The sequence below is a fragment of the Calditrichota bacterium genome, assembly GCA_020637445.1.
GTDB lineage: Bacteria > Electryoneota > RPQS01 > RPQS01 > RPQS01 > JABWCQ01.
In genome coordinates this window covers 340,373-356,627 of the sequence record JACJVZ010000001.1, presented here as the reverse complement: position 1 = coordinate 356,627, position 16,255 = coordinate 340,373, and the positions used below count along the sequence as shown (strand labels likewise).

General features: G+C 53.7%; 7 protein-coding genes. 4 read left to right on the top strand and 3 right to left on the bottom strand.

Translation table 11 applies throughout. From position 1 onward, the window contains the following. Positions 1-177: 177 nt before the first annotated feature. From H6507_01210 to H6507_01200, 3 genes are all read right to left on the bottom strand, one after another. On the bottom strand, positions 178-2,307 hold the full coding sequence (locus H6507_01210; protein MCB9367719.1) for a hypothetical protein: 2,130 nt from the start codon (positions 2,305-2,307) through the stop codon (positions 178-180). 128 nt (positions 2,308-2,435) lie between these two features. Beyond that, a complete protein-coding gene (locus H6507_01205) occupies positions 2,436-6,377 on the bottom strand; it encodes a S8 family serine peptidase (GenBank protein ID MCB9367718.1) in 3,942 nt (1,313 codons plus the stop codon). Positions 6,378-6,734: 357 nt separating this feature from the next. Then, complete coding sequence (locus H6507_01200; protein ID MCB9367717.1) at positions 6,735-9,089, bottom strand: T9SS type A sorting domain-containing protein; 2,355 nt, start codon at positions 9,087-9,089, stop codon at positions 6,735-6,737. Between the two features lie 415 nt (positions 9,090-9,504). Between H6507_01200 and H6507_01195 the strand changes: the two genes are divergently transcribed. The 4 genes from H6507_01195 (at position 9,505) to nrfD (ending at position 16,141) form a co-directional block, all read left to right on the top strand. Next, positions 9,505-12,696, top strand: coding sequence for a T9SS type A sorting domain-containing protein (locus tag H6507_01195; protein ID MCB9367716.1), 3,192 nt, complete (start codon positions 9,505-9,507; stop codon positions 12,694-12,696). Between the two features lie 553 nt (positions 12,697-13,249). Further along, positions 13,250-13,798 carry a cytochrome C554 gene (locus tag H6507_01190; protein ID MCB9367715.1) on the top strand — a complete coding sequence of 183 codons (549 nt, stop codon included), beginning with the start codon at positions 13,250-13,252 and terminating at the stop codon, positions 13,796-13,798. Between the two features lie 151 nt (positions 13,799-13,949). Next, a complete protein-coding gene (locus H6507_01185; GenBank protein ID MCB9367714.1) occupies positions 13,950-14,900 on the top strand; it encodes a 4Fe-4S dicluster domain-containing protein in 951 nt (316 codons plus the stop codon). 77 nt (positions 14,901-14,977) lie between these two features. Next, positions 14,978-16,141: a polysulfide reductase NrfD gene (gene nrfD, locus H6507_01180; protein MCB9367713.1), complete on the top strand. Its 1,164-nt coding sequence runs from the start codon at positions 14,978-14,980 to the stop codon at positions 16,139-16,141. The last annotated feature ends 114 nt before the right edge of the window (positions 16,142-16,255 follow it).

Below are 16,255 nucleotides of genomic sequence, written 5' to 3'. Positions count from 1 at the left end.
GAAGTTGAGCCAAAGGTGCAAATCCCGGACTTCCCGGACTTGCGGCGGGTCATCTTTGCTCCAATCCTTCTTTTTGTAGGGTTTTATGGTCAAGATATCCAACTCTAAGTTATTTCTGATGATAAACAAAAAGCGCGGGGAGACCCGCGCTAATGCCTCTCATATTCTGAGAATCGGTCAGTTGTGTTCGGCGATGATCCGGAAAAACCCAATTTCATCCGATATGGGAATGGTCCAGTTCGTACCGGATGTCGTGTCAAAAGTCTCCGGCCAGTTCCCACTTTCGAGGGAATGGTAAACCCGGTAGTTGTTGGCTCCGAAAACGGATGTCCAGTTCAAGTACAAACTGTCACCACTGACAGCAATCGTCAAGTAGGGTTGTTCGAGCGGACCGAGAATCTCCGTCAAATACCATTGCGCATTTTCTGGAGTGATTTCGACGTGCTCTTGATTCGCGACGGGATAATACACTTGGTCAAACGGCGTCAAGTCGTACAAATTGGTCGCTCCGGCGACGTCAAAGAATGGATCGGAAACACTCAGATCGAGCGAGCTAATCGTCGGAATGAAACAATGTTCGTCGTGCAAGGCGACGATATCGCCATACGGCGCGTCTACTGCGGCGAGCTCGGCCATCGTCGGTGTTAGCCCGCCGGGTGCGTTATCCCACGGCAAACACGGTTGGATGTACACGTCGCGGGATTCGTCCGGCAGCGGCCAAATCAAATCAATCAGACCTTGCATCACTCGCGTATTTGCCGTATTGCTGACGGCCCACACGTTGCCGCGAATATCCACAAGGAAGCTGTTGTACACCCATTGAATCAACTGAGCGCCAGGCAAGAATCCACTGTTTTGCTGCGTGCCGCTGCCGTTGATTACGGAAACCAGTCGCGGCTGTGTCGGATAATCTCCGATTGATGCCAATTCGTTTTGCAATGCGGGCTCCATCGGATCGGGATTGGCGACTCCCCCGGAAGAAGACGAGAAATGATAGAGCAAGAGCTGTCTCGGCGCAGGCGTCAGAAGGGCGTCGCGAGCTTCCGCTGCGTCCGTCGATTCACCGGAAAAGAAATCCGCCCAATATTGAATTCCGATCGGGATGTTCGCGCCATTCTGGGGCGAATCCACGGAGATAAATGTCCCGACATTGTGCGGCAGGCTGTGATTCTCCATGTAAGTCAGCGCATACCGTGTGGTCAAACCACCCAAACTTGTTCCCACCATCACGAGCGGATAAATCGCTCCTGTCGCCGAATTCAATTCTTCGATCAACTCTTGCACAAGGAATGCATTGTCCTGCACCATGATCGTAGAGTTGTCGTAGTTCAAGACCACGGCGTCGAAACCTGTTTGACGCAAGGTCTCGATCAGGTTCTGTTGGTTCATCAAGTCATACAGCTCGTCCCAATTCAACGTGTTGGTCAAGTCGAGACCTTCCACCAACACCACGGGCCGCGTCACTTGCGTGTGCCCTGGAGCATAGAGAATATAGGCTTCACCAGTCGCAGGAGTTCCGCCGGTGCTGTGTGAAGCCGTTAGATTCCACGTCTCCGACGGCGGCGGCGCGTCAAGGTGACGCACGTCAAAACGCGTTCTGCCTGTGAAGATTCTGCCGTCGTTCATCTCGAACTTCGACGTGATCGTCTTCATTCCCGTTTCGGGATACACGACGTGCAGGTCTTGGTTCAGCGCGACACTGCGCATTCCTTGACCGTCATCGAAATCCATTTCGACTCCGGCAAGTTTGCCCATGTTCGAATAAATATCTGCGGCATCGAGCCTGAAAGTGACATCCGAGCCGTGGTAGGTCCATTCGTTGAGCACGGCCGCGGCTGCCACTTGATCAGTTTCTAAAGACGAAGTCAAGACGTTCGTAACCGCACCATTTTCGTAGGCGATCACCTGATCTTTGTCCACGCCGTCTCGAGTTCTTTGGTAGTCGAAGAGCAGCACAACCAGCGGGTAGGTACCCTGTGCATGTGCGACTTGACTTCTATTGCGAAGTTGTTCCTGAGCAGGAATTCTCGTATCAAACAAACTCGCTCGGCGCAGCTCATGACTTGCCTGAATCCATGTGCGGGTACTTATTTCGGCGGCATCATCGCGTCCGTCGAACCGTTCTATCCCGGACAACGGTGCGACCAAGTCATAAAAGATACCCATTGGAAGGGGATCTTGCGAAATTGCGATCTTCGAAGCTCGATACTCGGTCAGAGAGTTCTTCAATTCGCGGAGCGTCGTCGAAGATGCCGCACCCGCCCACATGAACACACCTATCAACAAGTACTTACACAACTTAAACATATTGATTCTCCTGTTCTCTGTCATTCTTTAAGATACGCTTCGCCGAACCGAATTGCAAGGATACTCAAGCGACCCAAAGAAAAGCCCCCAGCCGATTGGCCGGGGGTTTTTGCGTGTTAACGGGTCGACTATTTTGCGGTCTTGGCAGACGGCTTCGACGATGAAGCCGCGGCCGGGACGTCCCTGGCCACAAGATAGTAGAACTTGCGCTGAGTGTTGTCGAACGGAAGGTTCAACGACGTCGACGATGTTCCGCCTTCAATCGTTAGGAACGGGCCTTCGCTTACTGTTGACGAATACAGTTCGTAGTAGGGTGCGCCGTCATCCAACCACTCGAAATGCAGTTCGTTTGTACCGGGCCAATAGTAGATCGTCAAACCGGTCGGGTCAGTGTATTGACCAACAACAAAGGACACAGGAACAAGCTGCGTCGAGTTGTCCGGATCAGAGCTGTTCACGACGAGGTTTCCGGTGTACGTGCCTGACGGCAAATCAGCCGCGTCAAACGTCACGTCGACGTTTGTGCAGAAACCCGGATCCAAGATTCCACCGGACGGCGGTGTTACTTCCAACCAAATCGGATTCGCTCTGAATTCGATCGCCATGTTGTCGTGCAGATAGGCGGCGTTGTAGACAACTTGCAAACCGTCCAAACCAGATTCGTTCTGAATTCCGATTGTGCAATCAATCAAGCCGTAGGTGCCAAGGATTTGAGTCGCGTATTGAATCAAGATGCGACCGTTCGCATTAAGAATCACTTGGAACGTATACACGTCGCCGGTGCTGCCCGAATAATGAGGCACGGCATCCCACTCGATGATGAAACGGTTGTTCGCCGCATCATAGTAAGAATATACGGCGCCACCAGTTCTCAAATCCAAGTCATCCCAGAACGGAGCAATCATACCCAACGGTGCGGATGCACTCGGGATAGTCGCATTGGTGAAGTTAGTCGCAAGAGAACCAAAGTTCATGAAGCCATTCGAGCATACGTTTACTGAATTGTAGTCGAGACCGTAGTACGAGAACGTGAACGGCAAGGCGATGTTCACGGCCTGATCGTCACCGGTGATACCGATATTGGTACCAATCGTATTGATTTCGACCCAGCTATAAGCAGGACCACCGGGCTCATCGGAATCAATCCAACGATAACCAAAGGTATCCGGTCCGCCTTGTGCGTCCAAGGGCGATTGACCCGGTTCACGAACACTGATGTCAATTTTCTCGCCGTGGTTAATCGCATCTATCATGGCAATCTGCTCTTTAGTCATCACGACCGTTCCCGGATTGTAGCCTGACAAGGCAAGCGCGGGTGTCGACTGGCTCCAGTTTACTCCCCACGTCAGCGGGCAAATACCGGTGTTGCAAATCTGAATGCTGCCCGTATCCGTGCCGCCCAAAGGCGCAGCGCCGTTCAACGACGCCGGAGTGACGACGATGTTGCCTTCGCCATCACAGCCCGGGCCCGTCGAGAAGTAGACCGTACGTCCCGCCTCTTGACCCCACGAATTCGGATCCGCAGTGCCGTCACAAACGTACTGCGAATAGTCACCCGAAGCGGTCTTGATACCGACCGTGGAGGCCGTGGTCTGAGTTGTCGGATCGTCATACTGGAACAGAATGTGGTTGTCACCTGTGGCCGACGAATAGAATCCTTGATCATAAATGATAATCTGGAAGCTCGATTGACCACCGCCGCTGAAGTGGCTGATCTGATAGAACGAAATGACCAACCAGTGATTGACCGTGTCGTAATAGTAGGCGACTTCACCCGTGTAAGTGGTCATGTCGTCCCAATTAGGATACAATCCTGCCGGGTTGGAGGTCGCGGGGAAACACTCGTTGGAATAATCCGAGCTACCGCTGCCGAAGGTAACGAAGCCGTTCGATCCGATGAAGTACGTCGTGTACGCCGTTCCATAGAACTGGAATGGGAAGGGGAAACTAAGCGCGGCCGTATATCCATCGTCGACAGAAGTCAGTACGGACGTTCCGCTTCCGCCTTCCAACGGCGTAATCGCCTGCCAGTTGAACGGCTGGCCGTCAAGATCCACGTCTTCGCACATCGTGTAGCCGTATCCGTCTGGCGAGCTGCAGTCGTAGCGCGGATCGCTCGGCAACGTGAAGTTCTGAGTAGCCGTCGCGCCGATCACCACGTTGTCCACTTGATGAGGACCGCAGCCTGCCGCGGACGCACGCATGTCGTACGTTCCCTGCGGCAACGTGATCGAGTAGAAACCCGAACCGTTTGTCGTGGCAGGAGTCACCGGAGTGTTCAGCATTTCGACTGTCGCGCCGACCGCCGGATTGCCGTTGCAGTCCGTGACGGTACCTGAGACGGTTCCCTGCGCGGCCAACGGAAGCGTGAAGTCTTGAGTCGTGATTTGATCGGTGATGACAACCACGTTGTTTGCGGTTTGCGTAATGTAGCCAAACGAGGAGCACTCGACATTATACGTGCCGTCGGTAAGCGGCAAGCTGAAGGATCCGTCGGCCGCAGTCAATACAAAGTTCGGGCCGCTGGTAATGCCAACACGCGCACCGGGAATCGGATTGTTCGTACCCGATTCACGAACAATACCGTTCACACGACCAAGGCTCGAAACCGCGACAACCGCATCGTAAGCATCGACAAAGCCGTGGCCGTATTGATTGTCATCGCCGCCTGTACCGTAGTCATGCGCGGTGTTCATGATCGCATCCTTAATCGTGATGTGATCACAGTTCGGGCAAGCCTCGCGCATTAGAGCGACGACGCCCGCGATGTGGGGTCCGGCCATGGACGTACCGGAATAGGATCCCGAATAGCCGCCGCCGGGAATCGACGAATAGACGTCTACTCCGGGAGCACAGATTTCCGGCTTGATATTGTCCGGAGACGCGGGCGTGCACGGTGTCGGTCCTTGGCTTGAAAAACTGGCCAAAGGATACGGCGCGCTATAGTTTGTCGCGTCCACGGCACCCACGGAGAAGATTTGGTACGCATTCAGCGAGTAAATCGCCGGGCTGCGCAAGCCGCTCGTGCCTTCGTTGCCCGCCGACCACGTGATCACGGGACCTGCTGCTTCGCAGTTGGTCACCACGGTGTTCCAGAAGTCGTAGCACTGGGCGTAGCCCAAACCAGTAAACACGCCCCAGCTATTCTGAATCACGTCCGGGACGTCATCCATCGTGTTGATGTTGCCATCGGGATCCGCGAACCACTGATATGCATCGATGATGTCGTTATCGAAATCGCTGCTGACGCCTTGATTGATCGCATTGTCGGCAATCCACATCGCATTCGGAGCGGAACCCACGGTGTTCGTATCGACACCGCTTATTTCGCGGCCCGTAATTGTTCCCATGACGTGGGTACCGTGGCCGTTGCCGTCCGACGGGAAAGTCGTACCACCGCCTAAGGCGTCTCGCCAGCACTCGGCCGCGGGAGCAACCGTTCCGCGCCAGCGCGAAGCCAGAGCCGGATGCGTGCCGTCGACGCCGGTGTCGCAGTTGGCGACCAGGACGCCCTGACCGGTGATGCCCAAGACGCGATTTACTTCCGTCGCGCGTATGGCATCCTGCCCCGGAGTTGTCGATTCCGTATCGAGCGGATTGCGGCGGGGTTCGCGACCCTCGTTAATAATCGGCTCGATCAACTCGGGACGGAAATTTTCCGACACATACTTGACGTCTCCGCGAGTCCGCAACGATTCAATAAAATCCTTGCTCGCGTGAATGACAAACAGATTTTCAATCCAGTAGGCCGTGTAGCCTGTCAGATCGCCGCTGTTCTGAAGTTCGTCCAGCTCGCTGCGAAAGGCAGGCTGTGTCTGCTCCGCATTGTACTTCAGAGCTTCGATGACTTCCCGGTGACGCTCAGCAAGAGTCGCATTTCGAGCGTGCAGCGAGAAATCCAGTGTCATGATGTCAATCGGGCTCTCCAAAATGACAATTGCGCTAATTTTGTCTTTGGCTGAAGCCTTGTCCAGTTCATACTCAAGCGCCGGAGAAAATTCCGCCGCCAGCGCGCTGGTACCCCAGATTCCCAGCAACATAACTAAAAATACCCGGGACCATTTGCTCATGTCCGTTCCTGCCTCTCTAATTTGTTACACGGCACAAGTGGGTTTTCCCACACCGACCATAAACTATTGCAATTTGGACCAGATGTCAACAATTGTGCGCAGTCAGCAGAATTTTGTTTTCGTTCAAAAGATCTCGATTTGAGGAAATATTTGTTTGACAATTCTCCCATTCCTGCGTAAACGGTTGATATTCTTCCTTATTTAAGCTGCGCAGGGATTGCACAATTGACCCGGACAGAATTTGCTGCGGTCTCAAGAGGCGTGTTGGAAATTTGCTACTTCCCATTCTGGTCGAATCTCCAAACAAAACAGGCGGACCCGAGTGGGTCCGCCTGTCTATTTTCGAATCTTTCGTGACTACTTGAGCAAGACCATCTTGCGAATCTGGCTGTAGTCTCCTGCCACCAAGTGGTAGAAGTACAGACCAGTCGGCAAGGCAGAACCGTCAAACGACACGTTGTGGCGACCGGCGTTCATCGCGCCGTCAGCCAGCACCGCAACTTCCTGTCCCAAAGCATTGATTACAGTCAAACGAACCGCGGATGCTTCGGGCAGATCGAACGCGATCTGAGTTTCCGGGTTGAACGGGTTCGGGTAGTTCTGATGCAATGAGAATTCACTGACCGTTGCCGCCGCTGCATTCGGAGCCGCTTCAGCATGTCCCGCAACAGCCTCGGCGCCGTTCAGGTCCACGGCCACCAGAGTGTACTGATACACACGGCCGTTGTCGAGACCGTTGTCCGTCCATGTGTAGCTCGAACCCGTCGCAGAATTCGCCGCATTCACTCGATTCACCAAGACGCCATCGCGCAGAATATCAAAGTGGCTGCTGTTGCTTTCAGAAGCCGTGCTCCACGCGAGCTTCACTGCGTGATCCATTGCAACCGCGTCGAAGCCGATCATCTCGACCGGCAGCGGTGTGTCGCTGGTGATATGCAAGGTGATCTCACCACACGGGAAGTTCGACCAGAAGTAATTTGACGTGGCCACATAGTATGTGCCCGCCGGAAGAGCGATGTTTTCCAAAATTTCGGTTGCGCCAAGGATATTCGGAACCGTGGCGTTATCGGCCGAGGCCACGCACGTACCCGTCGGATCCGTGCAATCCGTGAACACCATGATCTGGTTGTCGCCAGGACCTGCCGCACTCAGACTCAGCACAGCGTCGCTCTCCAACACGAAGCGATAAATGACCGCGCGGTACGCAGCCCAACAACTATTAGAGCCACAGCCATCTTGTCCGACGCAGAAGTTCACCGGAACCGAGCAGCAGGTGTTTGCCGTGTTGACGTATTCGTAGACACCGGGAATGTCAATGTAATCGACACAGAAGTCCGTCGGGCAGCACTCTTCGCATGTTGCGCCGAGAGTCCACAATCCCTCAAGATCAGCACACTCTTCGCGGCTAAGTTCGTCCGCACACGCCGGACCGTCTTCCGTGCGATAGCAGCAACGACCGAGCGGAATCGGGCAATCGTCACAGGACAAAGCAATCGTGTACGGAACACCGCAGGGTACCTCACCGACGCTTGTGATTCCGACCACGTATAGACCCGGCTGCAAACATCTGGAGAATACGCGTTCTTGACAACGCGAGAATTCTTGAGTTGGAACGATGACTTCCGCGTTGCCGCAGATTTCGTCTGGATTCACGCGCCACAATGCCCATGCGCCGGGAGCACCAGACTTCAAATGAACCGTAAGGCTCTCGGCATCTTCGGTGACGGGGAACAGGAAGAAATCGGCATCATCATGAGCACCGCCGTTTGCATCGAAATAGCGACCCAGTGTGCCGCAAATCGTCGTGTTGCATCCGACCGTTTCAAAGAAGCCCGGAGTACCCGGAACGCAGCCTGAGTTGGTAATGTCGACATAGTTGTCCTCACACACCGGCTCAAGGCTGTGATATCCGTCTTGCGGACATTCGACACAGGAAGGAACGGGATCGCACGTCTCGCAACGGATTCCGGCGCTGACATTCAGCACGTAGTAGCCGGCCGAATTAGGTGACCAACCGTCGACGAAGATGTAATAGGTGTGCTGAGCAAACAACGTCACGTCATTGCAGCAGCTTGTCAAGCCCCCGCTGCCGCCGGGGCAACTGCCGCCATTGTCATCATTGCAGCAAACCAACGATTCCGTGCCCGAACCGGGGCAACCGTCTTCGTAAATATAAAGATACGTGTCGAAGTCAGATCCGCAAAGCGAAATCGAAACGGTGATGTCTTCATCAGGAGTAAACGTGTAGACTACTTCACGACCATCGCCGGCAACCGGAGATCCGGGAGGATTGGGACCACAACGATCGTCAACGTTGGGATGATAGTTGTTGACATTATCCAATGTGCTTCCGGCGTCACAGTACGGCAAAAATGTGATTGCCGCGGCTTCCGCACACGTTTCGCCGCCGTTGTCCGCACGCGGCGTCGAGCGATCGGGGTACAACTGCGCATTCAATTCGGCAATCTGCGCCCAGATTTCGTCAGCTTCTTGTCCGGCTGCCTTTCGGGAAATCGCTTCCTGATAAAGGGCTGCAAGATCGCTCTCCATCCGGTCGCGCTCCGCCAAAATCAAGTCGCGGTCTGCATTCAAAAACGTCGGGCTGGACGTACCGTCGGACGTCGCACCCGTGTTCGGATCCACCTTGGCGACCGCGAGGCTTCCCGCAGCAAAAAGGCAGAGCAGACAACAAACTGTCAGCATCTTATTCATGTGTTTCTCCGTTCAGTTTCTTATTGGTCCTGTTTGATGGCACAAGATACTTCCGCATGAATTGTCTTGAAACATCAACATGCTGACAAAAGAAACTGCATGGGTCACTGAATGTTGCCGTAAACTATAGTAAGTATTCCCAAAGAAACTTAGTTGCGCACACTATTCCCAATCACACCAATTCTTGACCAAACCTCCTCTTTATACACCTCCTCCAAGGGATTAATTAGTCCGCAACAATCAGTTTTCATAAGCTGTTGATAATTCGCTCTGCACTATATTTAGTAGTCTCGGTTCAACATCCACCTATTTTCAATGAAGCGCACCGACACCCCTCTCTAATACATAAGTAGTTTCATGCCTCCGTATCTTTGGTTCAAACACGTCGTCTATGAACTTACCCACGGAGAGACAGATGAAGAATTTTTTGATGTTGTGTTGTATGCTTGCTCTTGCCGTTGTGGCTTCTGCCGCCCAAAAGAACGAGCAGAACATGACGGCACAAGACCTGAGTCAGGCCAAGACCAATCTTGAGCTGCAGCTGCGCTTGGAAGGTCTGGACCAGCAAATCCTCGACGCCAAAGCTCACGGACTACCCGCGAACGAGCTTTATGTCGAGTATCAATCGATCATGAGCCAACTTGGCCGCATGACTCCGAACAATGGCTCGCTCGACGAAGGCGGAGAAGCGTGTGGCGACGCCGTCGACCTCGGTTCCGTGCTCGGCGACAACATCGCGTCCGGAAACACCGACGGCCATAGCAATGACATTAACGCTACGTCTGCGCAACCAGGGTGCTATCAGGGCACTTGGGGCATACTTCGCGGTGCTGCACCAGACGTGACCTACCGCTGGACGGCACCGAGAACGAGCACTTACACTTTCTCGCTGTGCGGCAGTGGGTACGACACGGAGCTCTCGTTGTGGCAATACACCTGCCCGCCGACATTCCCCAGTGATTATATTTGCGGGAACGATGACGCATCGCCTTCCTGCGCGGAAGGATCTCTGTTTTCGCGAGTCAACTGCGTGCCGCTGACGGAAGGACAAGAGATTCTGATCGTTGTGGACGGATTTAACAACCATGCCGGCCCGTACAACCTTTCCATCTTCGACTGCGACCCCAACTGTGCCGAAGCAACCCTTACTGCGCCCGGCATCCTCGAAGGAACCACTTGCGACCAAGGCAACGATTGCAATCAGTTCGTGTCGCCGGACGTTGTCGTGGCAGTGACGATTCCTTATGACGGCTTCTGGTTGTTCTCGTATGAAACGCTCGATTTCCAGTTTGATCCGTATCTCTTGATCGGCACGGAATGCTGCCTTTCGGACATTTGCGAGAATGACGACGGTGGAAACGCGCTTAACTCGCTTTGCGACTGCGTTTACCTTACTCAAGGCACAGTTTATGTCACTTTGGAGTCACTTGGAAATGCCTGCGGCGAATACCGACTGTTCGTGACTCCTTCAATTTGCAATTTGGGACGTTGCTGTTACTTCAATAGTGCCGGCGCGCCGGCGTGTGCCACCGTGAACTTGGAAGACTGTTTGTTCCTGCAGGGTGCGTGGGAAGAAGGTCTCAACTGCGACGAGAACCCGTGCGAGTCCGGTCGTTGCTGCTACTATGACGATGGCGATGCCGTTTGCGAACCGACGCTGCAAGTGACTTGCGAGCATGCTTTGGGTGGTGAGTGGACGGAAGGCATTGGCTGCGATCAAGGATGTCCACAGCCCGGGGATTGCGGTCCCATTGATCTCGTTTTTGCGGTTGACATAACAGGTTCAATGCAGCCAGCGATCGACAACGTAATTGCCGAGCTTCCGAATATTGTTACTTTGGCGAACATCGCTTCCGGCAATGATCTGCGTCTCGGCCTGGTCACGATTGACGGAACCGTAAATGGCGACGACTACGTCCATACCGAACACAATCTCACGACGGACATTGCTTCCGTTCAGGCTTCCATTGCCGCGTTGACGGCTGGATACGGCGCCAACTTGCCCGAAGCTACGGACGAAGCATTGCGTGAAATCATCACCAATGACGCAAGCTGCACGGACGGAACCGACTTTACGACTCCGTTCCGCGCCGCTGCCACAAAGATCATCGTTCTCATTACCGACGCTTCAAATGGCGGCTGTGACGACGTGCATGATCCCAGCGACGCCATGTATGCCCATCAGCGTGCTTTGGATGCCGCGAGCTTGGGCATTCGTATCTGTTCCGTTTGGATTCCGCGTCCGGGCGCAGAGCCGATTTCATTCATTCTGCCTGTCATGAACGATTATGCTGCCACCTCAGCCGGAACGGTGCGCATCGTTTCGTCTGACGGCTCGGGAACGGGCGGTGCGATCAATCAGATCATTGCGGCTTGCGGCCAAGGTGAGTTGCGTTTGTCTTCGAACGGCGTGACGCTGCGCTGCGATCCGAACGGCGGCGGCATCACCACCCCGACATTCGATCTGCACGTGACCACATTGAATGACGGCACGGCAGAATGCAACAATGTCATGCTTGAGATCACGAACATCGGCGGTGACTTTGGCGCGGCAACCATCAATTCGACCAACCCAGTTGCTTTGGGCAATATCGCCGCGAATGCGTCTCTCGATACCATTTTCAATCTAACGGTGACTCCGGACGCAGACGGAGGACAAATGATCGTGACGGTCAATTTGACCAGCGACAACTGTCCGCCCAACTTCCTCGACATCGTCATTGACGTTCCCGATTGCAGCCCGTGCGACGGGGATACTGCCGTGTACTTCTTCGAAGACGACATCACTATTCCGCCGGCGTGTATTTGCACTTACTTGTGTGAAGGTACGCCGACGCACGTGTTCGTGTGCGGTGAAGGCTTCCAGATGGGCCGGTATCCGATACTCGACATCCAAGAAGGATGTCAAACGGAAGACTGCCAGGAAATCTGCGACCCGGCTCAGTTCCTCTTCAGCAACACCGGTTGGACGCTGTGGGGCGACACGTGCTGGCACAATCTGATTATTCCGCAAAGCGAGGGCTGCATTTGCGTGTGCTTTGACCGCTTCCTCCCTGTCGAACTGAACAGCTTTGCGGCCATGCCGGGTGATCGAGAAATTCAGTTGAACTGGACCACGTCTTCTGAAACGGACAATGATCATTTCGAGATCATGCGCGACGGACTGATGGCCGGCCACGTTGTGGCGACCAACAACGCCTCCGGATCGACCTATTCGTTTGTGGACCGCGACCTTGAAAACGGAAGAGTGTACAACTACGAGCTCGTGAGCGTCAGCCTTAGCGGAAGTCAGGAAGTAGTCGGCAATCTCGAAGCCGCGCCGCATGCCGGTGCCGGAGTCGTGGGCGAACTTGCGCTGTATCAGAACTTCCCCAACCCGTTCAACCCGGAAACGAATATTTCGTTCGACTTGGTTGAAACCAACAACGTGACCCTAAAGGTCTATAACGCCGTTGGACAGGTTGTGGCAGTGTTGGTGAATGGAACTCTCAATTCCGGCCACCATAACGTTATCTTCGACGGAAGCGCGCTTCCCAGTGGTCTGTATTTCTACCGTTTGACGACGGGCGATTACACTCTGCAAAAGAAAATGCTGCTTTTGAAGTAAGACTCCTTACTCCGAAATTCGGGCCGCAGGTTAAACCTGCGGCCCTTTTTCTTGTCTAATCCATGAGAATCACGAAGTAACGAGGACAAACAACCTGTGCTGTAGGCCCCTGATCCGATGTGACTAATTGTTGTCTATTCCTCTTTATGCGTGAGGATTGTAACCCTGTCACGTTGAAAGCCTCTGACTTCAAGACTTTGTGGTCGATTTCTCTGCGTTTCACAAAGCCTGCCTGACCCAGCGTATCCGCAATAAATCTTATCACTTGTGGGCGCTAAGTAGGTGTTGCAGAGTGATTTCAAACATGACAGCAACTATCATATTTGCATGAGGATACATCCTAAGGAGGTTGCGTTTTGCAGCAGTAACTTGTATATTGTTCGTGTCTCGATTTGACCTCTTTTGGGAGGGTCTTTTCGAGTTTGGCCCGCCTAAATGCGGTATTCGCACGCAAGAGGCGGAAGTGTACCCAATCTGATTTGAGCATTCATCAATTGTGCCGCGCATTCATATACGAATCCGGCGCTTCACTAAACGTTAAGTGGAATAAGAAATGAGCAGAATCACTGCAAAATCTATCGCGGCATTGATTGTCTTTGGGCTGGCGTTGTCGGCCTTCAGCGTCTATGCCCAAGATGACGCTGCGGCAACTCCGACCTACGTTGGCGGTGCCAAATGCAAGATGTGCCACAAAGGTGAGAAGAACGGAAACATCTGGGAAACTTGGCTTGAAACGAAGCACGCCAAGGCAATGGACGTTCTCGTCGAAAAAGGCGAACAAAACAACGCCGAATGCCTTGCCTGCCATACGACCGGCTACGGCACTCCCAGCGGCTATGACGCCGTTGCCGACGAAATGAAAGTGGCCGAGTCCCTCGGTTCGGTAAGCTGCGAAGCCTGCCACGGCCCGGGTTCCGAGTACAAGTCCAAGAAGGTTATGGAAGACCACGAAGCCTCGTTGGCCGCAGGTCTGGTTATGCCGACCGAAGCGACTTGCACTAAGTGCCACAATGAAAAATCCCCTACCTTCAAGGGCTTCAACTTTGAAGAAGCATGGGCGCAGATCAAGCACGAACTTCCGCCGAAGGCTGAAGGCGAATAATCGCACTTTTGTTTGGGGACGGCGCGTCCATAGACGCGCCGTCCCGATAGTTTGGAATATATATACCCCTAATTTGGATAGCTCTCATACAATACTGTAGCGGCGCATGTGAAAAAAATCACATAACCGCCCCGGATTGAGAGGTACCACTATGAATTTAGATCGCAGAGACTTCCTTAAGCTCGCCGGCGTTGCGGCGGCGAGGGTCGCTGCAGGCTCCCTTCCCAGCGTATCCCTCGCTGGAACGGAGCACTTCTCAGGCAATCCGGACCGCCGTGGTATCCTCGTGGATACCACGCAGTGTATCGGGCTGAATTGCCGCAGATGTGAAATCGCCTGCGCCAAGGAAAATGGACTTCCGCTCCCTGAAGCTGCACCTGAGGACGCGTCCGTATTCGAGCAAACTCGACGGACGCACGAAAATCAATTTACCATTGTCAACCGTTTCGACGGACCTACTGAAGATTCCCATATTTACGTAAAACGGCAGTGCATGCACTGCGATGAACCTGCCTGCGCCTCCGCTTGTTTGGTGCAGGCTTTTCACAAGACGGACACCGGCGCCGTTACGTATGACCCCAGTGTCTGCATCGGCTGCCGTTACTGCATGGTGGCATGTCCCTTCGATGTGCCGGCCTATGAATACCATAGTGCACTTCATTCGCGCGTGAGGAAGTGCACTTTTTGTTTTGAATCCCGTTTGAAAGAGGGTCGCCCGCCCGCTTGCGTCGAGGCGTGTCCCCGGGAAGTGATGACATTCGGGCGGAGAGAAGATTTGATAAAGCTCGCGCGTCAGAAGATTGCGCGAAATCCCGAAAAATACGTCGACCACATCTACGGCGAGCACGAAGTAGGTGGAACGAGCTGGATGTATATCTCATCGCAGCCGTTTGATAAAATCGGCTTCCGCACGGACCTTGGCACGACTCCTTATCCGGCGCTGACCCGAAACTACCTTTCCGCCGCACCGCTCGTCATGGCAATCTGGCCCGCGTTCTTCCTGAGCATATACCTGTTCTCGAAACGCAAAGACGAGCTTGCCGCGAAAAAGAACGGCAATCATAAGGATGAACACAGCAACAACCACAGGGAGAAGACGTAATGCCTACTATTACTGCTCCCGTGCAGCGAGCGCCGCTGATTGCTCCAAACTTCATGCGCGACAAGATATTCCTCGGCATGACCCCTCGCGACTATTTCAAGAGTCTGGTCACTCCGGGACATATCGTCGCGTGGATCATCATTGCCATCGGTCTGCCAATCACCTATATGAAATTCACGGGCGGACTGGGTGCAATTTCGAACTTGACCGACGCAAACCCGTGGGGAATCTGGATCGGTATTGACGTGCTTTGCGGAGTTGCGTTGGCAGCCGGAGGTTTCACGATCGGAACGATCGCGCACATTTTTGGAATGCGTGAATTCAATCCGCTCGTACGTCCGGCGATTCTGACCGGCTTCTTGGGCTACATTCTGGTCGTGTTCGGGTTGATGTTCGACCTTGGCCGTCCGTGGAGACTTCCGTATCCGATGTTCGTGTCGTGGGGCACAAGTTCCGTAATGTTCGAAGTCGGTTGGTGTGTCGCACTTTATCTGTTTTGTCAATTCGTCGAGTTCTTTCCGCCGCTCTTCGAGTGGCTGGGTGCGAAGCGATTGCGCCAGTGGGCGATCAACCTCACACTTGGCGCGACGGTCATGGCGGTTGTTCTTTCGACCTTGCATCAATCTTCGCTCGGCGCGTTGTTCCTTATCGCTCCGGGGAAACTGCATCCGCTCTGGTACAGTATGTATTTGCCGGTCTACTTCCTGATATCCGCGGTGTCCGGCGGCATCGGAATGATCATCATTGAATCCAGTCTCGCGCACCGCTATTTCAAGATGCAAACCGGGCACCTGAGTCATCGCGATCTCGACCGTCTCATCCTCGGCTTGGCCAAGGGCGGTGCGTTGGTGCTCTACTTGTACTTCTGGCTCAAGGTTATCGGCCTTGCCCACGAAAACCAATGGTCTCTGCTTAGTTCCGGCTACGGTATGTGGTATCTGGTCGAAATCGTCGGATTTATTCTCGCGCCGGCTTTTCTGTTTCTGTTCAGTGTGAGAAGAATGAAGGCTTCTTGGGCTCGCGTCGCCGCGGTGTGGACGGTCGTCGGATTAATTCTGAACCGGCTCAATGTGTCCGCAATCGCACTGAACTACAACGCCACCGAACGCTACATCCCGAACTGGAAAGAGATTTGGGTTACGATTATGATTTTCACGGTCGGCATATTGGCCTACCAATTTATCGTAAACCGTATGCCGATTCTCTTGCAGCACCCGGACTACGCGGGCGAAAGCCATTAAGAAGGAACCAACATGCATACTCTACATGAATTCACGTTGGTCACGCAAGCCGGAGAGTATATAACTGCGATTCTGGGTCTACTCTCCTTCGTTCCGTTTTGGAAGGCTTTGAAT